22 protein-coding genes are annotated in these 24,875 nt (G+C 45.5%); 15 read left to right on the forward strand and 7 right to left on the reverse strand.

All coding sequences use genetic code 11. From position 1 onward, the window contains the following. Window positions 1-171 precede the first annotated feature (171 nt). Together MKY28_RS07600 and MKY28_RS07605 are read left to right on the forward strand one after the other, a co-directional pair. Window positions 172-618 carry a MarR family winged helix-turn-helix transcriptional regulator gene (locus MKY28_RS07600; RefSeq protein WP_036613308.1) on the forward strand — a complete coding sequence of 149 codons (447 nt, stop codon included), beginning with the start codon at window positions 172-174 and terminating at the stop codon, window positions 616-618. Beyond that, the gene (locus MKY28_RS07605) at window positions 615-2,126 is read left to right on the forward strand and encodes a DHA2 family efflux MFS transporter permease subunit (protein ID WP_339283182.1); all 1,512 of its coding nucleotides are present in this window, start codon (window positions 615-617) and stop codon (window positions 2,124-2,126) included. Before MKY28_RS07600 ends, MKY28_RS07605 begins: the two co-directional genes overlap by 4 nt. A gap of 105 nt (window positions 2,127-2,231) precedes the next feature. Here the strand turns inward: MKY28_RS07605 and MKY28_RS07610 are convergent, their stop codons facing one another. The 3 genes from MKY28_RS07610 to MKY28_RS07620 form a co-directional block, all read right to left on the reverse strand. After that, entirely contained in the window at window positions 2,232-2,576 is a 345-nt protein-coding gene (locus MKY28_RS07610) for an MGMT family protein (protein ID WP_036613313.1), read from the reverse strand. Window positions 2,577-2,769: 193 nt separating this feature from the next. After that, complete coding sequence (locus tag MKY28_RS07615) at window positions 2,770-3,501, reverse strand: RluA family pseudouridine synthase (protein WP_340935472.1); 732 nt, start codon at window positions 3,499-3,501, stop codon at window positions 2,770-2,772. Between the two features lie 2 nt (window positions 3,502-3,503). Next, on the reverse strand, window positions 3,504-4,367 hold the full coding sequence (locus MKY28_RS07620) for a class I SAM-dependent methyltransferase (protein WP_036613317.1): 864 nt from the start codon (window positions 4,365-4,367) through the stop codon (window positions 3,504-3,506). A 226-nt stretch (window positions 4,368-4,593) separates the two neighbouring features. Between MKY28_RS07620 and MKY28_RS07625 the strand changes: the two genes are divergently transcribed. From MKY28_RS07625 to MKY28_RS07635, 3 genes are read left to right on the forward strand one after another with little or no spacing between them, the layout of a single operon-like run. Beyond that, window positions 4,594-5,046 (forward strand): flavodoxin, encoded by a 453-nt coding sequence (locus tag MKY28_RS07625; protein WP_340935474.1) that lies wholly within the window; start codon window positions 4,594-4,596, stop codon window positions 5,044-5,046. Between the two features lie 5 nt (window positions 5,047-5,051). After that, window positions 5,052-5,858 carry a hypothetical protein gene (locus MKY28_RS07630; RefSeq protein WP_051447301.1) on the forward strand — a complete coding sequence of 269 codons (807 nt, stop codon included), beginning with the start codon at window positions 5,052-5,054 and terminating at the stop codon, window positions 5,856-5,858. 52 nt (window positions 5,859-5,910) lie between these two features. After that, window positions 5,911-6,477 (forward strand): nitroreductase family protein, encoded by a 567-nt coding sequence (locus MKY28_RS07635; protein WP_036613319.1) that lies wholly within the window; start codon window positions 5,911-5,913, stop codon window positions 6,475-6,477. Window positions 6,478-6,498: 21 nt separating this feature from the next. Here MKY28_RS07635 and MKY28_RS07640 read toward each other — a convergent pair whose 3' ends face one another. Both MKY28_RS07640 and MKY28_RS07645 read right to left on the reverse strand, forming a co-directional pair. Further along, a complete protein-coding gene (locus tag MKY28_RS07640) occupies window positions 6,499-7,956 on the reverse strand; it encodes a 4-hydroxyphenylacetate 3-hydroxylase family protein (protein WP_036613320.1) in 1,458 nt (485 codons plus the stop codon). A gap of 202 nt (window positions 7,957-8,158) precedes the next feature. Further along, window positions 8,159-8,311, reverse strand: coding sequence for a DUF1540 domain-containing protein (locus MKY28_RS07645; RefSeq protein ID WP_076209985.1), 153 nt, complete (start codon window positions 8,309-8,311; stop codon window positions 8,159-8,161). Window positions 8,312-8,654: 343 nt separating this feature from the next. Here MKY28_RS07645 and MKY28_RS07650 point away from each other — a divergent pair, with 343 nt between their 5' ends. Next, window positions 8,655-9,467 carry an AAA family ATPase gene (locus MKY28_RS07650; protein WP_076328435.1) on the forward strand — a complete coding sequence of 271 codons (813 nt, stop codon included), beginning with the start codon at window positions 8,655-8,657 and terminating at the stop codon, window positions 9,465-9,467. A gap of 96 nt (window positions 9,468-9,563) precedes the next feature. Here MKY28_RS07650 and MKY28_RS07655 read toward each other — a convergent pair whose 3' ends face one another. Continuing rightward, window positions 9,564-11,030, reverse strand: a complete 1,467-nt coding sequence (locus tag MKY28_RS07655) for a HAMP domain-containing sensor histidine kinase (RefSeq protein ID WP_340935478.1) — start codon at window positions 11,028-11,030, stop codon at window positions 9,564-9,566. Next, window positions 11,015-11,701 (reverse strand): response regulator transcription factor, encoded by a 687-nt coding sequence (locus MKY28_RS07660; RefSeq protein WP_036672909.1) that lies wholly within the window; start codon window positions 11,699-11,701, stop codon window positions 11,015-11,017. Before MKY28_RS07660 ends, MKY28_RS07655 begins: the two co-directional genes overlap by 16 nt. A 192-nt stretch (window positions 11,702-11,893) precedes the next feature. Between MKY28_RS07660 and MKY28_RS07665 the strand changes: the two genes are divergently transcribed. The 9 genes from MKY28_RS07665 (at window position 11,894) to MKY28_RS07705 (ending at window position 24,777) form a co-directional block, all read left to right on the forward strand. Then, the gene (locus MKY28_RS07665; protein ID WP_036613327.1) at window positions 11,894-12,610 is read left to right on the forward strand and encodes a YceI family protein; all 717 of its coding nucleotides are present in this window, start codon (window positions 11,894-11,896) and stop codon (window positions 12,608-12,610) included. A 257-nt stretch (window positions 12,611-12,867) separates the two neighbouring features. Continuing rightward, a complete protein-coding gene (locus MKY28_RS07670) occupies window positions 12,868-17,247 on the forward strand; it encodes a glycosyl hydrolase 53 family protein (protein WP_340935481.1) in 4,380 nt (1,459 codons plus the stop codon). A gap of 270 nt (window positions 17,248-17,517) precedes the next feature. Beyond that, window positions 17,518-18,561 carry an SPFH domain-containing protein gene (locus MKY28_RS07675; protein WP_036613328.1) on the forward strand — a complete coding sequence of 348 codons (1,044 nt, stop codon included), beginning with the start codon at window positions 17,518-17,520 and terminating at the stop codon, window positions 18,559-18,561. A 71-nt stretch (window positions 18,562-18,632) separates the two neighbouring features. Next, window positions 18,633-19,607 carry a sugar kinase gene (locus MKY28_RS07680; RefSeq protein ID WP_340937855.1) on the forward strand — a complete coding sequence of 325 codons (975 nt, stop codon included), beginning with the start codon at window positions 18,633-18,635 and terminating at the stop codon, window positions 19,605-19,607. An 83-nt stretch (window positions 19,608-19,690) separates the two neighbouring features. Continuing rightward, complete coding sequence (locus MKY28_RS07685; RefSeq protein WP_340935484.1) at window positions 19,691-20,404, forward strand: response regulator transcription factor; 714 nt, start codon at window positions 19,691-19,693, stop codon at window positions 20,402-20,404. Next, entirely contained in the window at window positions 20,401-21,399 is a 999-nt protein-coding gene (locus MKY28_RS07690; RefSeq protein ID WP_338706397.1) for a sensor histidine kinase, read from the forward strand. Before MKY28_RS07685 ends, MKY28_RS07690 begins: the two co-directional genes overlap by 4 nt. Window positions 21,400-21,588: 189 nt before the next feature. Further along, window positions 21,589-22,359 (forward strand): ABC transporter ATP-binding protein, encoded by a 771-nt coding sequence (locus tag MKY28_RS07695; protein ID WP_036613332.1) that lies wholly within the window; start codon window positions 21,589-21,591, stop codon window positions 22,357-22,359. Then, window positions 22,334-24,292 carry an ABC transporter permease gene (locus MKY28_RS07700; RefSeq protein ID WP_340029098.1) on the forward strand — a complete coding sequence of 653 codons (1,959 nt, stop codon included), beginning with the start codon at window positions 22,334-22,336 and terminating at the stop codon, window positions 24,290-24,292. The genes MKY28_RS07695 and MKY28_RS07700 overlap by 26 nt, the downstream gene beginning before the upstream one ends. 143 nt (window positions 24,293-24,435) lie before the next feature. After that, complete coding sequence (locus MKY28_RS07705; RefSeq protein ID WP_127549532.1) at window positions 24,436-24,777, forward strand: cupin domain-containing protein; 342 nt, start codon at window positions 24,436-24,438, stop codon at window positions 24,775-24,777. Window positions 24,778-24,875: the final 98 nt, after the last annotated feature.

Here is a 24,875-nt window from a genome sequence, read left to right on the forward strand (position 1 = left end):
AGGTTAGTTGGGTAAAGGCATGGATGTAACACAGTTAGTATGTCCTAATATTATTTTTGTGAATTCATATGTAAAGAGTTGACTATGTAAATATTTTTGTTATAATAAATAATTGTTCCCCTGATATTTCGTGTACGAAATATTATATTCCAAAAGTAAAAGGGTGAAACAATGACTGATACGTATGAAGTATTCTATATTATTAATTCGTTCCGCCAAGTGAATCAAATGCTTTTTCGAGCATTTTGGAATGAAAACAAGGAGATCGAGCTGACTTCGATCCAGTTTATGGTGTTATCCATCCTGAGGGAGCGTCCTTCCATTGGCATCAATGAAGTGGCTGAGCTATGCCATATGGGCAGTAGTTCCATGAGCGCTGTTGTGGAGCGGCTCGTCAAAGGCGAGTATATCGTTCGGACACGTTCGGATGCTGACCGCCGATCCGTTAAGCTTCAGATTACGGATAAAGGGGAACAGGCCCAACAGGAAACGCACCATTTGTGGATGGAAAGAGTGTCACCCATTCTGGATATATCGAAGGAAGACCTTGAGCACCTACTTAGAATTCATAGTCAAATGATTGAAAAGTTAGAAGGAAGAGAGATGAACAACATATGAGTACGACTACTGCTGCAGCTCCATCCTCAGCGATGGACAACATCAAGAAAGGCCCGATTGTAGCGGCATTGTTAATTGGTGCCTTTGTGGCATTCCTGAACCAAACCCTGATGAACGTAGCGCTTCCTAAAATCATGGATGACCTCGGCATCGGGCCAAACAAAGCCCAATGGTTAACTACGGGTTATATGCTTGTGAACGGTGTGCTGATTCCAATTACGGCATATCTGATTGCCAAATTTTCAACGCGTCAAATTTTCATTACAGCCATGACTCTATTTACCATAGGAACGTTAGTCTGTGGTCTTAGTCCAACCTTCACCATTCTGATGGTAGGTCGTGTCATTCAAGCGGCAGGTGCAGGTATCCTGATGCCTCTGATGACCGTTGTATTCCTGACCATCTTCCCAATTGAGAAACGCGGTCAGGCCATGGGAACCATGGGGATTGCGATGATTCTGGCTCCTGCGATTGGGCCTACACTTTCAGGTTATGTGGTTGAGCATTATTCCTGGAGATTGTTGTTCTACATCATCTTGCCATTCTCTATTATTGCAACGGCAATTGGTATTGCTTTTGTCAAAAACGTAACACGTCAGTCCAGACCTAAACTGGATTATCCAGGCGTTATTTTATCTACACTTGGTTTTGGTAGTTTGCTCTACGGATTCAGTGATGCGGGTACCGATGGATGGGGCAGTGCAATTGTCATTGGATGTCTCGTCGTAGGTGCGATATCCCTGATTCTGTTCGTTATTCGTCAACTGACAACAGATCATCCGCTCCTTGAGTTCCGTATTTTCAAGTACAACATGTACACATTAACAACGATTATCAATATGCTCGTGACAATGGCGATGTTTGCTGGTATGATCCTGCTCCCTATTTTCCTGCAAAACATTCGTGGATTCTCACCAATTGAATCAGGACTTCTGATGATGCCCGGTGCGATATTGATGGGGATTATGTCTCCAATTACAGGTCGCATATTTGATAAAGTGGGCGCACGCTGGCTTTCGGTTGCAGGTCTTGCCATTACGGCAATTACAACTTTTGGACTGAGTCGCCTGGCAATCGATACTACCTACGGCTACATGATGTTTATCTACACGGCTCGTATGTTCGGTATGTCGATGCTGATGATGCCAATCCAGACAGCAGGTCTGAATCAATTGCCTCAACGTCTGAACGCGCATGGTACAGCGATGTCCAATACATTGCGTACAGTTGCCGGTGCGATCGGTACAGCCATTCTGGTTACTATCATGAGTAGTAAGCTCAAAACACATCTGGCGGATGCAGTGGCTGCTGGCCAAGTTGACCCTAATAATAAGACAGTGATGTTAGCAGCTACAGCAGATGCAACGATTTACGGCGTTAACTATGCATTCATCGTGGCTACCGGAATGACCGTGGTTGCTTTGATCATGGCGTTCTTTATTCGGAAAACAAAACCAGCTGTTGAGCCTGTTACTGTAGAACAGGAAAAAGCGACGGCTACAGCATAACGAATATCAGATAAAACCAAAAAGAGAACTCTAACAGTCGAAGGGGTAACCCTAACTGCCTGAGTTCTCTTTTTTTGGTGTGCGCGATAGGAGGAGAGTACTTTATTATTCGGGCTGGATCGTTGGATCGATAAGAAATACAGGATCGGGCTCATGACCGAACTGTTTGAGATTAATGGTTCCGTTTAGTTGAAACTCCACACCTTCGCTAATCAGTTCTGTTTCCTGCATCATGCGCGAGTGTTCGTCCGGTATGGAGATTTCTCCTTTTGCATTGACGACACGGTGCCAGGGCAGACGTTCCTTGCGGCTCATCGAGTGCAGAATACGTACGACTTGTCTCGCGGCTCTTGGACTCCCGGCATGGGCTGCAATCTGACCGTAAGTCATCACTTTACCTTCGGGAATCGCCGCGATGATCGCAACGACTTGTTTGGTAAACGGGGTCATCATGATGTCTCCTCTCTGTATTTTAGTTATGCAGCTGAAAATATAAGAAAACGTGTCGTTCAGATACAGAATCTGAACGACACGTTGTATGGACAGATGTAACCTGATCCTGTGCACTTATAGAGGTTGTTCGATAAAACCGCTTTTGATCCCATCTTATCGGTATTGAAAACCAGTCTTTTTGAACACGTATTTATTGAGATTGTCCAAAAGCTTTTTGGTACACAGCGTCTGGCCATTCTGCCCAGGGGAATTCTCTTGCAGGCAAAGATTGCAGAATAACTTCTTCCTTAGTAACTGGATGAGGAAAAGCAGCAATCGCAGACCATAGAGCAATCTGTTGCCCGAGTTTATTCACGCTTGCGCCGTACTTCTGATCCCCGTACAGAGGGCAGCCGATTTCTTTCATTTGCACTCGAATCTGATGAGATCTGCCGGTGTGCAGTTCGATATGGACGAGGCTGTAACGGTCTGTCTCGCCGATAACACGGTAATCCAGAACGGCATCCTTACCGCCAGCCGTACCTTTAGGTACAACAGTAACGGTATTTGTACGTGCATCTTTCAGGAGCGTGTGTTTTAACGTTCCCTGCTGTGCAGGCAACCTGCCGTGTACAACAGCCGCATATATTTTACGGAAATGACGTCCCCGCACAGTCTCGGACAATCTCGAAGCTGCTTTAGAAGTCTTGGCAAAAATCATTGCCCCTCCAACAGGACGATCAAGTCGGTGTACTAACCCGAGATAAACATTGCCAGGTTTGTTGTATCGTTCTTTCAGATCCTGCTTCAGCAATGTAAGCAAATCCGGATCACCTGATGAATCTTCCTGTGTAGGTACATTGACCGGCTTCGTAATGCCTAACAGATGGTTGTCTTCGAACAGAATCGGAATTGCATCGTGATCATGCCGATGTTCTGACATGATTAAGACTCCCAACGGCCCAGAATACCACAAGGCAGATCAAGACCACTACGTGTGATCGGCAGACCAATTTCACCTGCAGTAATTTCACCACCGTACTGAGCAGACATCGTCATGGTCAACATGTTGCGCAGAACCGTAGAGGAAATGCCCGTAGTGTAGGAGTTAACCAGCATGAATAATGGATTATCCGACAAGATCGTCATACATGACTTCAGGAAAGGATATAGGTTCTCTTCCAGTTTCCATGTCTCTCCATTAGGGCCACGGCCATATGAAGGAGGGTCCATAATAATGGCGTCGTAACGATTTCCGCGACGTTGTTCCCGTTGTACAAATTTGAATACATCATCTGTAATAAAACGAACAGGGCGATCAGCCAGTCCGGATAATTGAACATTTTCCTTGGCCCATTGAACCATGCCTTTAGCTGCATCCACATGCACAACAGATGCGCCTGCATAAGCAGCAGCTACCGTTGCTCCGCCTGTATAGGCAAACAGGTTCAAGACAGAAATAGGGCGTCCTGCATTGGAGATTTTGTCCATCATCCAGCTCCAGTTGGCGGCTTGTTCAGGGAACAGACCAGTGTGCTTAAAGCTGGTAGGTTTAATGTGGAATTTCAGGTTTTCGTATCCGATCGTCCAACGCTCGGGAATGGGCTTTTTCATATCCCAGTTACCGCCACCGGAAGAGCTGCGATGATAGTGACCATGCACCTGACGCCATTCATTGGTTTCTTGCTCAAGGGGCCAGATAATCTGTGGATCGGGTCTGCGTAAAATCACATCTCCCCAACGCTCCAGTTTCTCGCCGCCTCCTGTATCGATTACTTCATAGTCCTTCCAATTCTTAGCTACGTACATAATGATTTATCCATCCTTCAAAAGTCATTTGGATACTATTGTACAACAAAAAAGGGCTTGGACGCCAGTTGGGGGACGGGAGTGCGCCATATACTGAAAAACAAAGATAACCAAAAATTTAATTTGACAATGATAATCATTATCACATATGATTTTGTTAATCAAAAATTCATTCTTTCTTCATAGAGAGAATATAACATGATCAAATAAAGTGAGGGAAAAATAGATGGCTAAATTGTTAGTGGCTTATGCGAGCATGACAGGAAATACAGAAGAAATTGCAGAACTGATTGTGGAAGGAATTACACAGGGAGGCCACGAGGCAGACCTGAAATCCGTAACGGATTGTAATGCATCTGATGTATTGGACTATGACGGATTCATGATCGGTGTGTACACCTGGGGAGACGGGGAGTTGCCAGATGAATTCCTTGATTTCTATGAGGAGCTGGATGAGCTTGACCTGAGTGGTAAGAGAGCTGCGGTGTTTGGTAGTGGTGACACCTCGTATGAGCAGTTCTGCGGTGCAGTTGATCTGGCGGCTGCCAAGCTGCAGGAGCGTGGGGCGGAGGTATCTCCAGAGATGTTGAAAATTGAATATAGTCCGCTTGAGCAGGAGAAAGAAACATGCCGTGACTTTGGCAAACGCTTCGCTACTGCCGGATTACAGGTGTCCTAAAGATCATGTTAAGACATAATGTTCAGGCAGCGATGCCAGTCGGAAGGAATGATCTTCCTGGACGTCTGCTTGAAGATTACAGATTGGAAGAAATGCTGCGCAGCCCACATCGATTCATCCGCCCTGAACCAGTGTCTGAGCAGCGTCTTCCACTTCAATGGAGGCACCGTGTACAATATGCGGTGAGCCATGCGGTCAATGCTTTTTACAGTCTCGACCCCGATGTTCGTAAAGAGGTACCCGTACAGTATTTACTTGAGAAGTGGTGGCCCAGAAAGACGGATGGTTTCGAATCTGTTCTCCATTACTGGGATGTGAAGAACAAGATTACGGATGAATTGTCACTCGCCATTGCAATGAACGATGATTTGAAGCATCCAGCCATTCTTTTTGAACAGTGGAGAACGGAGTTACCTTCATTATCCATGCATTTATCGATGATAATTCAGGCGGCCTGGCAACCAGAAGGCTGGGATTCGCTGCTTATTCAGAAATATATGGTTGTCCATGATCCAAACGTAGTTGAGGCATTTCAGCATATGGTCAGTGCATTCTGCTGGGAAGCCTTCGGAAAATTACCGGGTATGATCGAGATATACTGCTTGTTGGAAGGACGCAAAATAAGGTACATCCCTGGACGCCAGTCTCTGATCCGTTCCATGGACTACATTCGCTTGATACGTGACAGCATGCCGCAAGCAGAAGTGGTGGAGTCAGAACAGTTTACGACGCGTGATAAAGCGCGCATCCACGAAGAGGTAGATCGCTGGAGAACGGAAGCCATTGAACCGAAGAAAACATGGTTGATGTGAAGACAGTTGAAGGATAACGATATATCATGCAGATAGAGGAGGGGAAGTTGCCATGTCTACCGGTCTAAGTCAAGATATAAGCAGCAGCAAGAGACGTGCAGGAACTTGCGAATTCAGTCCGTTGCCAGTACCCCAGTCGGTTATACGAAAGTTGCTTGATGAAGCAGATCCTTCATTATATGTAATGAGTTCAGAACCTTGGAGGTTTATGTTGTTTGCAGGCGAAGGACGACAGCTTTATCTGGAAGCGGTCAGACAGAGCTATCCACCCCATCTGGCTGATCGCTACGGCGATTGGGCTACATATCAATACACGGAAGCAATTCCAACCCATCTGGTTGTCGTGGCGCCTAGAAATGCCCGTGAGGATGATCTTCTGCCGGCCAAAGCCTGGAGCAAACGCTTTAGTATTCTGGCTGCGGAACAGGGGTTGAATGCGGTCTGGAAGATCAATGATTATCAACAACATCCTGTGTTTATGAATTTAATGGGTTTGACAAGTGAAGAGAAGGTGCAGGGGGTATTCCATATCGGTTACGGAGACCAGCCTGCATTGCGGGATATGGATGCAAGCAGACCAGCCTCTGAACTGATGACGGTATATGACCATCTGGTCTAAAAAAATGATTCATTAGTTCTCTTATTTGCTGGTGTTGAATAGAAAATCACGAACGAGCTGACGATTCGTCTGATCTTTGTTGTAGACGGAGAACAACCGATTGGATACGGTAAGGACATTGCCAAAAAAGAATCGTTCGAATTGGGTCTGTCTGCCCCCGAATGAACCAGATCCAAGCTCCCAGATTAGGCGGAACAGAGCGTTGCGTTCGTGAGAAGCCATATCGTTCCCTTTCAGATATATATTCAGTGAAGGAGCGATATCGGATTGAAACTCTTCTTCCTGAGGGATCATAATCACCCCGCTCGAACCTAAGAGCTGCAGAATTTCAATCATCTCAGGATAAAGTTTCGGAAAAAGGAGATTGGCTGCCATCAATGGTTTGGGTGCAGGTAATACAAATCCTCTTCCGTCTGGTATTGCACCTGCCTCCGCGGCCAAGGCCAATGCTTTTAACGATTCAAGACCTGCGAACACACGTGCAGATTTCTCTATAACATGTGCTTCCGTATTCAGATCCAGCGTATCCGTGAGAAGCTGGATTGTACCGAGAACAAATTCCGTCTTGGCAATATAACGACACAATACCTGATGACCTGCGTGAATATGAAAGTTACTACCACTGAAGAGACGCGAGGATATTTCCTCACTTCCTGCAAAAAATATTCGTTCATGCGGAACGAGCACCCGGTCAAAGATGACGATATTGTCCATTTCTTCATATCTGGAACTCAGGGGATAATTAGTGTGGGATTTGGCTGCGTAGGTATCCCTGCATACGAGACTGATTCCTGGAAGATCATTGGGGACAGCAAAAGAGAATGCAAATGGATTTTCGTCATCAAATGGGGCGGGAGAAGGTGACGGATAGACAAATATCTCATCCGAAGTGGCAGCTTGTGTAGCCATCATGAATGCACCACTAATAATGAGACCTTCCTCGTTGCGATCTACGACCTTTGCGGCAATAGCATCTTCAGTAGCATCCAATTGCCCTGAGATCTTGCTGGCATATGGCTGAATGAAGGCATGGGATAACGTGATATCATGATCACGGCAGTACGCATAATAATTCTTGAGATTTTCTGCATACTGGGGAGATAATTCTTTCAGGAGATCGGCACCTGTGTAAAAGGACATTATGGCTGTATTCATGTAATCGGGTGAGCGACCAAGAAAGCCATGATGCACATTTGCCCAGATATTCATCCCTTCCCGTCGTTTACGGAGGTCGTCGGCACTGGTTGGAGGCAGGAAGGATATGCCCACAGGTTTGCCGTCTGCCGGGGAGGCATACGTCATCGTTTCTGCAAATTTAGGATCAGATTGTAGATCATACATGTACATCTGAGTCTCCATTAAACCTGCAAATGCTACATGTTCAGAGCGTTTTCCAGTAATAAGGTTACCTTTGTACCAGCAAGGGACGGACTGTGCATCAATTCGTTCGCGATACTGTGTGCCACTTTTAACAGGCATTGTTATTCACCTCTTGGTTCTAATCGTTCATGGGCATACTGACTTCTTACGTAGTGTACGTAGGTCATCTGTCCAATGTGCATTGAAGAGGTGAGAAGGATTTTTACAGAATAGGGCTTGATAATAATTATCATTCTTGTTACAATAGACAAAGAAAAAAGGAACCGGTAAGGGCTCCTTTAAGTCGATTACATGAAATTACTTATTTTACTTCAAAAGTCTTGCAGTCTGTTTCAGCAGACTGACTTGCTTCTTTGTTACTGTGACTCACGATGTAGATCGAAGAAGCGTTACATTTGTTCTCTTGAGCCCAGTGACGACAGGAATTAACTTCACACAATACGTCTTTTGCCATGATTGTTAACCTCACTTTAATTGGATTACAGTCGTTGGTATAAAGAATCCGGATATAACAAGTTGCCGCTTGTTAATCTGGAAAATTTTTGCTCTCGTGAAATTCGGAGGGCTTTTTTGCGTTATACACAACGATGCATACTTAGAATAGCAAATTTAATTGAAGCTTGCAACCAAATGCCCCCATCTGTGGCAAAATAGTGGACGTGTTGTGGTTATATTTGCAAAAAGGCAGTAGTATGTTATTATTTAATAGTAATAATTACGATTAAAAGTCTAATTGAATCTATATAAATTGAACTAAACATTTACACGAAACTATAAATGAAGGAGCATGTGAATACATGAGCAAAATAAACCATATGAACCGGATTCCCCGCGCGAAAGGGATCGATATGGCTGCTTTTTACACGCCGAAAGAGTGTAGACGCAAAGCCCAGCATATTGTATTTTCCGCTGAAAATGAACGCATCATTAATGAATTTGTCACCATTCTGGGCATGAAAGAGAAGTTCAGAGAGCATGATGTATCAATCCCCAACAAAATGGTCATGTTCGGGCCTCCCGGTACGGGAAAAACATTAACGGCATCACATCTGGCGGAGCGCCTTGATCTGCCATTGGTTCTTGTGAGATTAGATGCGATCATTCATAGCCATCTTGGTGAGACGGGGAGTAACGTACGTAAGTTATTCGAATATGCACGAATGAATCCCTGTGTGTTATTTCTGGATGAATTTGATGCCATAGGCCGGACACGTGAGAGCAATGATGAAGTGAAAGAGATGGCTCGTGTCGTCAATACGTTGTTGCAATGTCTGGACGAATTCGATGGGGACAGTATTCTGGTGGCTGCGACGAATCTGGAAACCCAACTGGATCACGCCATCTGGCGGCGGTTTGATACGAAGATGACCTACGGTATGCCTGATGATTCGAGTCGCAAATTGTATATCAGCAAATTGGTAGGGGCATTTGAACAGGAGACTCGGCTGGAAGATTACATATGTGAACGCTTGACCGGGTGCAGTTATGCGGATATAGAGCAGATCGTTCTGAAAGCAAAGCGGAAAGCAATCATTGCCAGTAGTGTACTTCATAAGCAACTGATCTCGGATGCTTACGATGAATACAGACCACGTGTATTAGAGTGTTGATTGCTTCCATTCTGGATAAAGCAACAAAGAACAACGTTGAACTAGCCCAGTCTCCTGAATGGAGTTCTGGGCTAGTTGTCATGTTAGCGAGGTGCGTTATACTTTAACGGCTGCTCCGTATGCTTTTTCTGTATTCATAGCTTCTTGTGTTGCAGTCCAGCGTGGCAGGCTTAATCTGAACATGCTGCCTTCCGGGCTGCTGGAGACAAGTATCAGTTCACCGCCCTGTTCCTGAGCGAGTAGGCGGCTATATGTTAATCCTAGACCCAGACCGCGGTTACGACGTTTTTTGAGTTCTCCACGATAGAACCGTTCGAAGATTTTTGGTTGTTCTTCGGCTGCGATGCCTGTGCCGTGGTCCTTAACATCAACGTAAAGCATCTGTTCTTCTGTACTTAGATAAATATCGAAGACAGCCTTCTGTTCAGGAGCTGTGGCATGAAGTGCGTTATTAAGCAAATTGACAATGATCTGCTGAATGCGGAGAGCATCCCCCAAGGTAAAAAAGTTAATTGGAGGTGCGTGCAGCTGAACCTCTGGCATTTTGTCCTCATACGCAATCTTCCACTGATAGATGATCTCACCGACCAACAGTTTCAGATCCGTCCGTTCCTTGCGAACGGCAACACTTCCTGCAGCCATGGCGTTATAGTCAAGCAAATCTGCGACCATTCGCTCCATGCGTTCAGATTCCTTCAAAGCGATATCCAAAAATTCTTTACCTTCCTGTGGACTCACGACATCGTCACGTACCGCCATAACGAGCCCCTTGATGGAAGTTACCGGTGTCTTGAGTTCATGACTTACCCCTGCCAGCGAAAGTGTACGCCATTCTTCGAGTTGCTGGAGACGAGTGGCCATATCGCGAAATGAATTTACAAGTTCATTGATCTCACGTTCTCGTGTATTCAAGTCAAGACTCACATCATAATTGCCACCTCGAATCTGCTCAGCGGCATAGGCGACCTGACGAATCGGTCTGGATAACTTATTGGACAGGAGATAGATTGTAAACCATCCACAGAGGATTAGTCCTCCGAGGATTAGAGCCACGAGCCATATCGTCTCTGGACCAAATGTAATGGATTGTTTGGACTGCATGACCCACACTTTACCCAAGGTTTGATCGCCCTCGGATATGTTGACCGTTACACCTGCATATTTGTTGTTTCGAGGTTCAAGATAATCGTCTGACAGTCGATAATGCACATCTTTTTGCTCCATTTTAGGCTGGGAAAAGATCAATTGATTGTTGTTGTCCAAGATCATGACACAAAAATAATTATCTGTGTTGAATAGTTTCTCTCGCTTGGTTACCAGTCTGTCCAGATCGGGTGGAACCCGAAGCATATTATTTTCACTGGTCACTCGATCGGCAATCTCCAGCCCAAGCAGTTCTGCGGTTTTGAGGCTTTTCTCAATGGAAGTTGTTCGAATCCAGTAGAGTGCCCCTGCCGCAATAATCGTGAAGCCAATGCACAAAATGAGAAAATATCGCAGTGTCCAGTGTGACAGAATGGATATCGTGCGTTTGGGTTTCTTCTGTTTCAGTTGGCGATCCAAAATTGATACCCCATTCCTCGCAACGTCCGAATTTCTCCCGTCTCTGGCGACCAGTGGGAGAGGGCTTGACGTAGTCGTTTAATCGATAGATCCACAGCACGGTCACTGCCATCGTAGTCCATCCCCCATACCTGTTCAATAAGGTGATCCCTGGTAAATGTACGATTCGGATAATCGGACAGGAAGAACAGTAACGACAGGTCACGAGGTGTGAGTGCAACCTCTGCACCGTTCAGCAGCACCTGCTTGGCAGCAAGATCAATGACGAGATTTCCAAAGGAACGCTTCTCTTTGCCACCTGAGGTCCAATGTGGATTACGGCGCAACACCGCATTAACTCTGGCGACCACTTCTTCCGGTACAAAAGGTTTGCTCATATAATCGTCAGCACCGGCATTTAGTCCGTTGAGACGGTCTGAAATGTCATCCAGTGCAGTTAGCATGATCACGGGACAAGCACTTTTTTCACGAATAATCCGCAGCAGATCCCATCCGTCCATTCCTGGTAGCATCACATCAAGTAATACAAGGGAAGGCGTTACGGTATCAAAAAGGGTCAGTGCAGTAGGTCCATCTGCTGCATGATGAACTTCAAATTCTGCTTTTCTCAGATAAGCAGCCAATACTCGTGCAATAGCTTGCTCATCCTCGACGATAAGTATGGATTTCAAAAAAGCCGTTCTCCTTTCGCTTTGTAAACTTGTACTGATTTTACATGAGCCAGAGCGTAAAGCCAATCCTGTATTACGGATTTGAAAAAAATATGTGACTTGTCTTATCTTGACTTCTTCCTGACACATTCAATTGATATGATTCACTCCAAGAAGCAACCTAAACAATCATGTACTGGAGGAAACATAGAGATGAACAAGAAAGCAAAAGCATGGCTTATTACAGGTGTAGCGGCGGTTGCTGTAATCGGTGGCGGTGGTTACTATATCACAAACAGTTACTTGGGGAACAACGTGGAGATTGAGCAGGTGCTTCCTGCGAGCACAGCGACTTCCACCACAGCTGTAGATAGCACAGGAACGGTTGTAGCCAATGAAACTGCTGGAGCAGAGCAACTGAACGGAGACTGGAGCATCAGCGAAGGTTCCAAAGTATATTTCTCTGTAACTACATCGCAGGAGACCGTTAACTTTGTGGACGAGCAGGTAACAGGGAATTGGACAATTAATGTAGACGATGCTGCTCAGATGAAGGCAGAAGGACAGATCGAGATGGACGGAATTGATTCCGGGAATGGACAGCGTGATGGTCACGTGAAGCAAGCCGATTTCTTCGACGTTGCTACATATCCACAAGCTACATTTACAGCGACTTCATTTGAAGGGGTACCTGCGGAATGGCCTGTCGGTCAAACGGTTGATATCAAAATGAATGGTACGATTACGGTTAAAGGTATTGAAAAAGAAGTAACTTTTGATGCAAAAGCTGCTTATGAGAATAATGCAGTCTTGTTGTCGGCGACATCGATGGTAACGTTCGAAGATTTCGGAATGGAAAATCCACACTCCGTTGTGCTCTCGACTGAAAATGATATCCAGGTACAACTTGAATTGAAACTTACTAAATAAGTGTAACAATGATCATATACCTGAGAATCTGTTCTGTTCTGCCTTAGGGTGGACGGACAGATTTTTTGCTTTCTTTTGCAAAATAGCGTGATCGATATAGCTCAAATGTAACTATCACAGGATCACATTGTTAAAATAACTGCTGTTTCCTTTGGATTATGCCGTGTCGCCTATCACTATTAAGCGCTTACAATGAGGAGGATTCATAACATTCATTGATCCATGCACAATCAAACACAAAAAGGGGGAGATCAAGAGTGAATAAGAGTTACATAAGCGGGTGTCTGGTATTACTAATGCTGTTCTGTGATCTGGGGTTGATGGTTCGTCCAGCGGCTGCAGAAGATGCAAAAGTGAACGTGGCATTTAACAAGGTGGTTACGGTAAGAGAGGAAGATCTAGTGAATGAGGGGCAAAAAGAAAAGGCGGTAGATGGTGATGTGAATACTCACTGGAGTGCGAGCTCACCTACTTCTGAGAGTAATCCTCATTGGTTGACTATAGACCTAGGTGCGCCATATGATCTATCTGGAGCGGAATTGACTTGGAAGGACAAAGACCAAGTTGTAAAATATTTGATTGAAGTATCTGATGATGGTAACAACTGGTCAACTGTTGTGGACCAAACGACTAACGAAATAAAACAGACTGTTGCCAGTGAAGAGTTCCAGACCAATACACCTGTCCAGTATGTGAAGGTTACAATTCCGTACTATGCGGGAGCAAATTGGTGGCCCGGGATATCCGAGCTTAAAGTCTGGGGAAAAGAGGAAAAAATTGATCCAGCAACCATTACAAGTTACGATCCCGTTAAGGTCAATACAGTAGCTGGGGTTGCACCTGTTCTGCCAACAAAAGTGACAGCGAAGTATCCGAACGACAAATCTGGTTCGGTTCCAGTGGAATGGGAAAGTATCGACCCTTCAGAGTACGCACATGCGGGTAGCTTTACCGTGACGGGTGCAGTATATGGAGCCCCTGTTCAACCGGAGGCCACTGTAACAGTTGGAGGATATCGGACGGATTACGTTAGAGGAGTGGATATTTCCACGTTAACCGCCATTGAGGCTAATGGAGGGAAGTATCTGGATAGTAATGGCACTGAAAGGGACTTGCTTGATATCCTGAAGGATCGCGGTGTCAATTATGTGCGTCTTCGTCTGTGGAATGATCCACAGAAATCAGGGGGCTACAACGACAAGGACGATGTCATTCGTTTGGCCGAGCGGGTGAAGAAAAAAGGTATGAAGATCCTGCTGGATTTCCACTACTCGGATGAGTGGGCGCACCCGGGTCAGCAGCTTCGTCCCAAAGCTTGGGAAGGCCTTTCGCATGAAGAGCTGAAGCAGGCCGTATACAACTATACGTATGAAGTTGTGGGAGAAATGAAAGCAAAGGGCGCCATGCCTGATATGGTGCAGATCGGTAATGAGATCAACAGTGGTGTTCTGAACGGCTTGAGCAGCGACGTGGATTTTAAGCAAAATGTTGCATTGCTGAAAAGCGGAATTGATGCTGTACGTGCAGTAGAAGGAGAGATCACCAATAACGCTGATAAGGTTCAAATCATGATTCATCTCGCAGAAGGCGGCAAGGCGGATACGTTCGACTGGTATTTCAGTGAGCTGGAGAAAGGCGAACTGAAGTACGATATCATCGGACTTTCCTATTATCCGTTCTGGCATGGAACATTTGCCGATGTGCAGAACACCATGAATAAAGTATCTGACAAGTTCAAAAAAGACGTGATTATTGCCGAGACATCGTATCCATTCTCATATAAAAACGGGGATGCACACGGCAATATCATTGGATCGGATGAAGCGCTTCATGTTGGGGGAGCAACATTCCCTGCAACGGTACAGGGGCAATATGATGCTATTGCTGGCATTATGGATATGATTGCTGACGTGCCGGAAAACCGCGGAGCAGGCTTCTTCTATTGGGAGCCCGCATGGATTGCCGCCAATGTAGGCTGGATTGATTCCGAGGGAGATGCATGGGAAAATCATGCCATGTTCGACTATGATGAATTTCCGGGGAATGGTGGATACTCCTACGAAGGACGTGCCTTGCCATCACTGGATGTTTACAAACGCGGATTGGAGCTTCTGCCCGCAGACCGCCAGCAACTGGATGCGGCGCTTACACGAGCCAAATCATTGGTACAGACTGATTTTACTCCGGAAAGCTGGGTGACTCTGGCTCCGGCAATCTCGGCAGCGAATGATGTATACCAACAGGCATACACGCCGGGCGGGGTAACTCAAGCAGATACAGATGCAGCGACAACAGCATTGGAACGTGTGATGCAGCAGATGCAGGTTATCACCCCGCAGCTTGACGAGCTCAGAGCTAAAATAGCGGAAGCGCGTACGTATCAGCAGCCTGACTGGTCTGCGGCCACTTGGGCGGTATTGACCAAAGCGCTGGAAGGCGCTGATCAGGTCTTGAATGATCCAAGAGCAACACAGACGGATGCGAATATAGCGGTTAAACGTTTGCATGATGCCATTCAAGGTCTATCCAATGTGGACAAAACACAACTGCACCAGTACATTCAACAAATGCAGCAGCAGACTAAATCTTCCTATACACGCCGGAGCTGGTCTGTATTGGAACAGTCTTTGCAGGCAGCGATTCAGGTCCGAGATAACAATGCTGTTGTCCAGTCTGAGGTGAATTCAGCACTGAGTACGTTGAAACAAGCCTTTACTAATCTAGTCTCTCTGGAGGCTTTAACAACGGGAAAAACAGCAACGGCTTCAAGTAGTGCAGGGACAGGAGGCAATCAAGCCAATTCTCCTGAAGGTGCAATTGACAACAATTCGAACACTTCATGGGGAACAGACGAGAGTAAGGATAGCTGGTGGCAAGTGGATTTGGGTCAGGTTGCTAACCTCCGTAAAATCGAAATGTCGATGTGGAGTGGCGGCATCAAATATACGATCGAAGTGTCCAACGATAACAAAAATTTTGTGAAAGTAGTGGACACCACAAGTGATGTTGTTGTATCAACCGCACCTAGCCATGTACTTCCAGAAGGCACGGAGGGACGTTACATTCGGGTAACGATTAAAACAGGTCCCACATGGGTAGGATTCATGGAATTTGAAGCATACGGTACGTTCCCAGCGGACAAAACTGCACTGCAAACTACTGTAGATACCGCTGAGAAATTAAAACAAACCGAATACACGACATCAAGCTGGAATGTATTCAGTAAGGCACTTTCTGAAGCGAAGGCATTCATTCTGGAAGTTGAATCTTCAACGCAAGATGTAAGCAATGCGGATCGTGCGTTACAAGATGCTGTGAGTAAGCTTGTACGTCAAGATGTAACACCTGGCCCTGGCCAGCCATCAGAACCAAGTGTACCTTCACAACCTTCCAACCCGGGAACAGCACCATCGACGGGGAATCCTTCTGTAACACCACCGGTTGGATCAGGTACTGTACCAGAGAAGGGTTCAATAACGGTAAAAGGAACAGCAACCGGGGATGACAAGTATTCGATTCGTCCAGATGTATCTCAATTAACTCAGGCACTGCAATCCATGGATGCAGGAAATCGTACGTTGAAACTGATTGCAGATGTGCCTGACACAGCCAAGACAGTCACATTCCAATTGGGTGCAAGTCAACTTGCGGCATGGATTCGTTCCGAGGAAGTAAAATCTCTGAATGTAGTCGTAGGACAGACTACCGTTCGTGTTCCTCTAAGATCACTCCCGCTAATCATTGCGGAGAGTGCGGGAACGTTCGACATCGTAGTGGCAAAAGGATCGACAGATACACTATCCACATCGCAAAAAGCAGCGATCGGTAATCATGCGATTGTTGATGTAAGTTTGTTAATGAACAATAAGCCATTGCAATGGACAAACAGAACGGTTGAAGTTGCTCTATCCAATGTGGAGCAACCTAAAAAGAATGATGTAGTTATGGTTGTACATTCCGTATCTCCAAGTGGAGAAATGGAACCTGTTACGTATTCCATGTACGATGATAAGACCAAAACGATGGCGTTCAAACCGCTGGAATCCAGCAGTTATGTCATTGCAGAAGTTGAAGTGCCATTAAATGATCTGCAAAATTACAATTGGGCTCTCCAAGAGGTGCAGAACCTATATGGTAAAGGGATTATTACGGGGATGAGCGCAACTCGTTTTGCCCCACAAGGTGAACTGACCAGAGCACAATTTTTGCAAATGATTATTAAAGGTATTGGTGATACACGCCAGCCGGATCCATCTATTTCAGTCCCAACGGATGTGAAGGAAGGGCAGTGGTATGCCAATTCAGTACGACTTGGAATTGAAATGAACATTATTCAAGGCCGGGCAGATGGAAGCTTCGGAGCCAATGAACGTATTTCGCGAGAAGACATGGCCGTTATGCTGAACAGAGCACTGAAGGTTGTGCAACATGATCAGGATGCGACCAATGCTGTACAAGGAAATATGATGTTTGTAGACAACACCGAGATCGCGGCATACGCCAAAGAAGCTGTAGCCTCGATGCAACAACTTGGACTGTTAAATGGCATGCCTGATGGCACGTTTGCTCCGAAAGAAACAGCGAACCGTGCACAGGGAGCTGTTGCAGTCGCCAGACTGATGGAACAACTGTATTAGAGGTAGTTCAAACGTCCGTTTTTATTATGAAGGATGATGCTTGGTAGCATTATCAACACTCATGAATAGAAAATAACAAAGCAGGTAAAGAGATCGGATCATATGATTCGGTCTCTTTATTTTTTGCGGAAAAAATGAGGTTCAGACTTCATCCCTTTCTCTAAATAGGCATATAAACAATTTGTTAATGTCGTATTGACAATATCGAATTCATTTGTTATCATTTCGATAATATCAAAACGACAATATTAAAGAAATGGGGAATGAGCCATGTTTGGATTCCGATTTGCGAAATTTCAACCCAGTGAGTATGTCATGAAAGTTAAAAATGGTGAGGTACAACGTCAAGGTGTCGGATTGTCCTTCTATTACTATGAGCCGACCACATCGGTAGTGGTTCTACCCGTATCCTCGGTGGATGTACCGTTCATGTTCGAAGAGATTACAGCGGATTATCAGACGGTTACTGTGCAGGGGCAATTAAGCTATCGAATTGTGGATTATTTGAAAATAACCCAGAGCCTGAATTACACGTACAATTTGCGCAAAAATCGGTATATTTCCGACGACCCCGGCAAGCTGGATCAACGGGTGATCACCACAGCGAAAGTACTAACCAAGAAACATCTGGAACAAATGCCGCTGAAAGAAGCTATTCAATCCAGTGAACGTCTTGCTAGCAGCATGAAACGAGAAGTTGTGCAAAGTGAAGAATTGGAGAAACTGGGCGTTGAGTTGATGAGTCTATCGATACTTGCCATTCTGCCTAATAAAGAGACGATGCGTGCATTGGAAGCACAAGCGCGGGAAGAGATTTTGCGTCAGGCAGATGAAGCGCTCTATGTACGTCGCAATGCCTCCATTGAACAGGAAAGACGAGTGAAAGAGAATGAACTGAACACCGAAATTGCCATAGAGACGAAGAAACAGCAGATTCGTGAGACCCAATTGCAGGCTGAGCGCTCGGTGAAACAGAAACAAAATGAGATGGAGCAGGAGCAGCTTCAGTTCAATACAGCGATGGAGGAACGGAAGCAGCAACTGATTGAGTTAACCATTGCCAATCACAATGCCGAAGCAGATGCCAAAGCCTATGAGATTGCTGCCGTAATGAATTCATTGCAAAATGTACAGCCGAATGTACTGCAAGCAATGGCGAACATGGGCATGAATTCTGATAAACTGATCGCACTTGCGTTCCAGGAACTGGCTGAAAATGCGGGCAAGATTGGGCAACTTAATATCTCGCCAGATCTGTTGCAGGGATTGATGTCTCCTGCGCCGGGCCGAGATCAGGGAGGTCGAGCGAGATGAGATTAGGAAGAAGAGAGCAAGCAGAGCAGGCAGGGAAATCAGTACGTCAGCAGGCCACAACGAACGATCGAATGACCGAACACAAGCTGATTTTGGTGAAGCGCCGGACCCGACTGGAGGAACTGGTGGTTCGATATAACACGGTGCAGCAAGCTCAGTTCTATATTGAACGTCTGGGCGCAGACTTCAGTGATTATATGGAGGAAGACCGTCGTTATCGGCAATCTGTGCAGCAGGCACAACAGCAACTGGGTCAATTGGGACGGGTTCAGACGATTGATCGGGAACATGTACCCAATTTTATCTTTGGAGAGCAAGATATCGTGGTCGTGGTTGGACAGGATGGGCTTGTGGCCAATACCCTCAAATACGTAACCGAGCAGCCGCTCATCGGTGTGAATCCGGACCCGATGCGTTGGGATGGCGTGTTATTACCTTTTACCGTGGAAGATCTAAGCTTCATTGTTCCTGATGTCATTCGAAAGCAACGAACCTTGAAAGAAGTCACTCTCGCCAAAGTGGAACTAAATGATGGACAGTATCTATATGGTGTCAATGATCTGTTCATTGGTCGGAAGACGCATGTATCGGCTCGTTATGAAGTGCGTTTGGGTTCATCCACAGAACAACAATCTTCTAGTGGCATCATTGTATCCACAGGCATGGGATCGACAGGTTGGTTCAAAAGTGTGCTGGCCGGAGCCACCGGAATTGTTGGATCGGCGGCATGGCAGAACATGAATTCCGAAGCAGAGGTCGCTACAGCATCGGCATCCATTCATGGAAGCAGTCAAGATCTGAATCATTTTAACTGGGATGCGCCTTATTTATATTTTTCAGTACGTGAACCGTTCCCGAGCCGGACGACTGCGGCCAATCTCGTGTTTGGACAGATCCATTCAAAGCAACAACTGCACATTGTATCCCAGATGCCAGAGGATGGTGTTATTTTCAGCGATGGGGTCGAGCAGGACTTTCTTGAGTTTAACTCAGGGGTGGAAGCTATCATTGGGTTGGCAGAGAAGAGGGGGCGTCTCGTGGTCTGACCCTTTATTTTCAAGCCGTTTCCGACTAGAATGGGTAACTAGATGTGATACACTGACGTCAGGAAACGGAAAGAGGGTTAACGATGCAGTCGATATTGTTGGTTGAAGATGATGCCAAGTTAGCAGGATTACTGGCGGCTTATCTGACCCGAAATGGATTCCAGGTACAGGTCACAGATGATTTTCGTCATGTACTGGATGAATTTGTGGAAGTGAAGCCGGACCTTGTGCTGATGGATGTGAATTTGCCTCAATATGATGGATTCTACTGGTGCAGGCAGATACGCACACATTCCATATGTCCCATTTTATTCATATCGGCTCGTGATAGTGGTATGGATCAGATTATGGCGTTGGAACATGGAGCGGATGATTATATTACAAAACCTTTTCAATATGAAGTTGTTCTTGCCAAAGTCCGTAGTCAGCTACGCCGAGCCTATGGTTCTTACGCTGCTGTTCAACAGGAAGTAACAGTGACGAATGGTCCCATGATTCTCTATCCTGAGCGATTTGTATTGGAATATGATGAGCGTTCTACCGAGCTAACACAGAAGGAAGCGATACTGGTGGAAGCGCTGATGGCGAAGGCAGGGCGAGTTGTCAGCCGAGAAAAATTGTTAGAACAGATGTGGGAAGATCAGCATTTTATTGATGATAATACGTTGAATGTCTATATTACACGTGTTCGCCGGAAGTTGAAGGAGCTGGGTGCAGAAGAGATTTTGGAGACGGTTCGCGGAGCGGGTTATCGTGTGTTGGATCTGGATTCATCCGCACAGGGGAAAGGGAAATGAGACTTTTCCTGAAAGACCACCTGATGTTAGTCGGATTTTATGTGTTACAGATGCTGCTCGTTCCGTGTGTCTACTGGCTCTCTGGTGAGGGCCGTCCGATGAAGATTGTCCTTTATGGCATGCTGATCAGTATCGTGGTATTGATGGTTTATCTGGTCACTCGTTACTTCCAGTTGCGAGCATATTACCGTCTACTTCAACAACCACGCAAACTGGTAAATGAGCCTTTCCAAGCGCTTGGAAATTCGGGTGTGGCGGAAGCCATCCAGGAATTGTTACATGAACTGGAGCGTAATCGGCAGAACGAGATGGGTCAGTTACGTACTAGCAAGGATCAGCAGGTGGTATTCATGAATCGCTGGGTTCATCAGATGAAGACCCCGTTGTCCATTATCCAACTGACCTTGGAAGATGTAGAAGATGAGACGGCGGGCAGTATTCAGGATGAGCTGGATAAAATGCGCAAAGGACTTGAAATGGTCTTGCATTCATCAAGGCTTGAACAGTTCGAAGGGGATTTTCGTGTGGAGCTGTTGTCTCTGCATGAGGTGCTTCGGAGTAGCATTGCAGAGAACCGACGTTTGTTTATTCGCAGAGGCATTACGCCGGATATCCGTATGGAGGGCGACCTTCAGATCTACAGTGATTCCAAGTGGCTGCGGTTCATGTTCACCCAGATTTTGACCAATGCCGTGAACTATTCCGATAGCAAATCAGGCAAAAAAGTGATCATTATCGGCTATAAACAGGAAGAGCGTACAATCCTGGACATTCAGGATGAGGGAATCGGCATCTCGTCTGAGGATATTCATCGCGTGTTTAATCCCTATTTTACAGGCGAACGGGGCAGACAATACCATGAATCTACGGGAATGGGATTATATCTGGTCCGTGAGATCAGTGCCCGCCTGGATAACCGTGTCGAGTTGTTTTCTGAGCCGAATGAGGGAACGTTGGTTAGATTCAGCTGGATTCATTCGAAATATCCGAAGTGAAAAGTGCTTTGCCCATGGGCGAGGTGCTTTTTTTAATGGACAGAAGTGTGATAGAGAAGGCAGGGGAACAGAACCTTAAACGCGTTGTAAGGGAAGTTTAAGGTAATTCGATAGCACCGTTACGGGAGGTCAGTTAGGATAAGAATAGAATTAACGTATAAAGAATGACGGATTAGGAGGGAATTACGCATGGAAATGTTACAGGTATCAGGACTGAACAAAGTATATCAGGGCAAAGTGCAGACTCAAGCCCTTAGTGATATTCATCTGACAATCAAACAAGGTGAATTTGTGGGTATTATGGGCCCGTCGGGCAGTGGCAAAACCACATTGTTAAACATGGTCTCCACCATTGATGAACCCAGCTCGGGCAAGGTGCTGATTAATGGCATGAACCCGTTTGATATGAAAAAGAAAGAACTTGCCATGTTCCGACGTCGGGAACTCGGATTTGTCTTTCAGGATTTCAATCTGTTGGACACGTTGACTGTTGCTGAGAATATTGTACTTCCATTGACACTGGACAAGGTCAAACTGAAGGAGATGGAGAGCAGACTACATCGCATTACAGCGAAGCTTGGGATTGATCATATTCTGGATAAACGAGTCTACGAAATTTCGGGTGGACAGCGACAACGAACAGCCATTGCGAGATCCATGATCAATATGCCTTCGATTGTTTTGGCGGATGAACCCACCGGTGCCCTGGATTCTACGTCATCCCAAGCGGTCATGGAGTCACTTGAACAGATGAACCAGCAGGAGAAAACAACTATTATGTTGGTCACACATGACCCGCTTGCGGCAAGTTATTGCAACCGCATCGTGTTCATTAAGGACGGAAAGCTGGCAGCCGAGGTACACCGTGGAGATAATCGACAGACGTTTTTCCAGCGGATCATTGATACTTTATCCTTCTGGGGAGGGAATTCACATGAGCTTTCCTCAGTTCGCGTTTAACAATATTCGCCGGAATGGGCGAGCGTATATTGCTTTTTTTCTAAGTAGTGTGTTTATGGTCATGATATTCTTCGCTTATGCGGTGTTCATTTATCATCCGTATGTGACAGAGTTACCGATGGGTGACACAACCGCTACGGGAATGCAGATCGCTTCAATTATCGTATATGTGTTTGCATTTTTCTTTGTTATGTATTCCATCAGTGCTTTTCTCAAATCTCGGAATAAAGAGTTTGGCATTCTGACCATACTTGGTGCAGAACCCGCACAGATTCGGAGATTGGTCATTTTGGAAAACATGTTGATCGGCTGCCTGTCCATTATTGCCGGTATCGGCGGAGGTATGTTGTTGTCCAAGCTGTTCCTGATGTTAACTACTCGTTTTATCGGGATGGATGATCTGCCCTTTTATTTTCCCGTGAAAGCGATTCTGATTACGATTGGAGCCTTTCTGTTATTATTTTTCAGCATTTCACTCTTCACATTGTTTTTTATCGGAAATAAACGGACGTTAGAACTTCTAACGGGAACCAACAAACCTAAAAAAGAGCCCAAAGCTTCATGGTTCTTCTCACTTCTGGGTTTTGCATTACTTACAGTAGGTTTTGTGGTACTCCGTAACGGGTTAAATGGCGGAACAATCATGCTTGCAGCAGTAACAGGGATAGCCGGGACGTATTTTTTCTACTCACAACTTTCCGTGCTCATCATCCGTTTATTGAAGCGTAATCGTAAAACGGTATGGCATGGTACACGTCTGTTGTGGATCTCAGAGATGAGTTATAAAATGAAGGATAATGCCCGCATGCTCTTTATGGTGACCGTGGTGATTGCGATTGCTTCAATGAGTGCAGTTGTAATTTTGTCACTGGATCAGGAGAACCGGGAACAGTTTACAAACAACGATTTTGCAATTCAATACAACGTATTCAGACCAACAGAGCAACTGGATATGAGCGCTATTGATTCGAAACTTGAAGCCGCAGGCTTGGATTATCAGCAAGTCTATATTGAATATTTCTGGTCTGATGCAGATCAGAGTGCTGTCTCGGTTATGCCGCTTAGTCAATACAACCAATACAATCTGACACAAGGGAGAAAGATGTTCCAATTGGATACCGGGTCCGCTGTATTTGTGGATACCCGCAATGAGAAGGGTCAGGATCAGATAAAGCGCAACAGATTTCGTGATTATGCGAAGGGAGACAAGTTGACGTTGACTCTGAATGCTAGTCCGCTGGAAGTTAGGGTTACGGATACAGATATCGATCCACAGTTTGGAACCCTACTCTATGCTACAGGTGTAGTTGTCCTACCGGATGAGAAGTATGAAGAGATTGCCCAACAGATCAAAGATAATATGATATCTGGTAAATACCTGTATCAGATTCCTGCATGGGGTCATGCTGTACCTGATCGCCACTCTTCGGAAGCCATGGTTAGCGATCAGCTTCTATCCTCCGCGGATTCCATCCGAAGCAGCAATGCTTCAACGGATAACCAGTCTGGATATCTGAGTACGCGGTACGATGATTTTGAAAGATTCAGACAGGGTACAGCACTCTTTACCTTCCTGGGCATATTTATCGGATTAATCTTCTCGATCTCTTCCGCAAGCTTTCTGTATTTCAGACTGCATACCGATCTTGAAGCGGATGGAAAGATGGTGCATTCTCTTTCGAAAATGGGTCTCAGTTTCCAGGAGATGAAACGATCATCCACCGTTCAGATTGCCATTTTGTTCTTTTTACCGATCGGGGTAGCCATCATTGAAACTTTGGTCGTAGTTAAGCCATTCCTGACTGAATTCGGTATTACCAATTATACGATGCCGGTGTTGACTGTATTTGGTGCCTTTGTACTTGCACAGACGTTTTATTTCATCATTATACGTTCGAGATATATCGCTTCTCTGCGCAAAATGATGGTGTAACCATCTTAGAAACAGACGGTCATTAGGACCGACCATGATTTGTTCATTGCCCGCATTTTCTTGATTCAGATCAAGGAAACGCGGGCTTTTTTGCGATAAGATGAATGCATTCACAGATTATATTATCGAGGAGGACGATTATCATGAGTATCACGTCATTGCAAGAAGTTAAAACATTTAGTGAGGACCGTTTCACGAAACGAGTTTTATTCCAACAGGGTGGTGGAGTGACCTTTGTCCTTCATTTTCTGCCAGGTCAGCAGCTTCCCGTTCATAAACATCCGGGCACAGACGTTATTTTGCTGGTGGTTGAAGGCACAGGCACACTTATGCTGGATGGAAAAGAACAAGAGGTGAAACAAGAGGATGTAATTCATTGCGGCGGTGAAGTGGAGTTTGCATTCCATAATACAGGAGATCAGGAGGTTCGTTTGTTCGTGGTGTTAAACAAAGTGCCAGCAGCATCCTATGCAAAGGACATCTAACATCTAATATCAAGGAATCGATAGAATGATTCACTGATCGGCACTAATATGGGAAACTCTATTCTGGAGTTTCCTTATTTATTTTTTATTCAAGAATA

It is taken from the genome of Paenibacillus sp. FSL R5-0473, from assembly GCF_038004565.1.
GTDB classification, from domain to species: Bacteria; Bacillota; Bacilli; order Paenibacillales; family Paenibacillaceae; genus Paenibacillus; species Paenibacillus amylolyticus.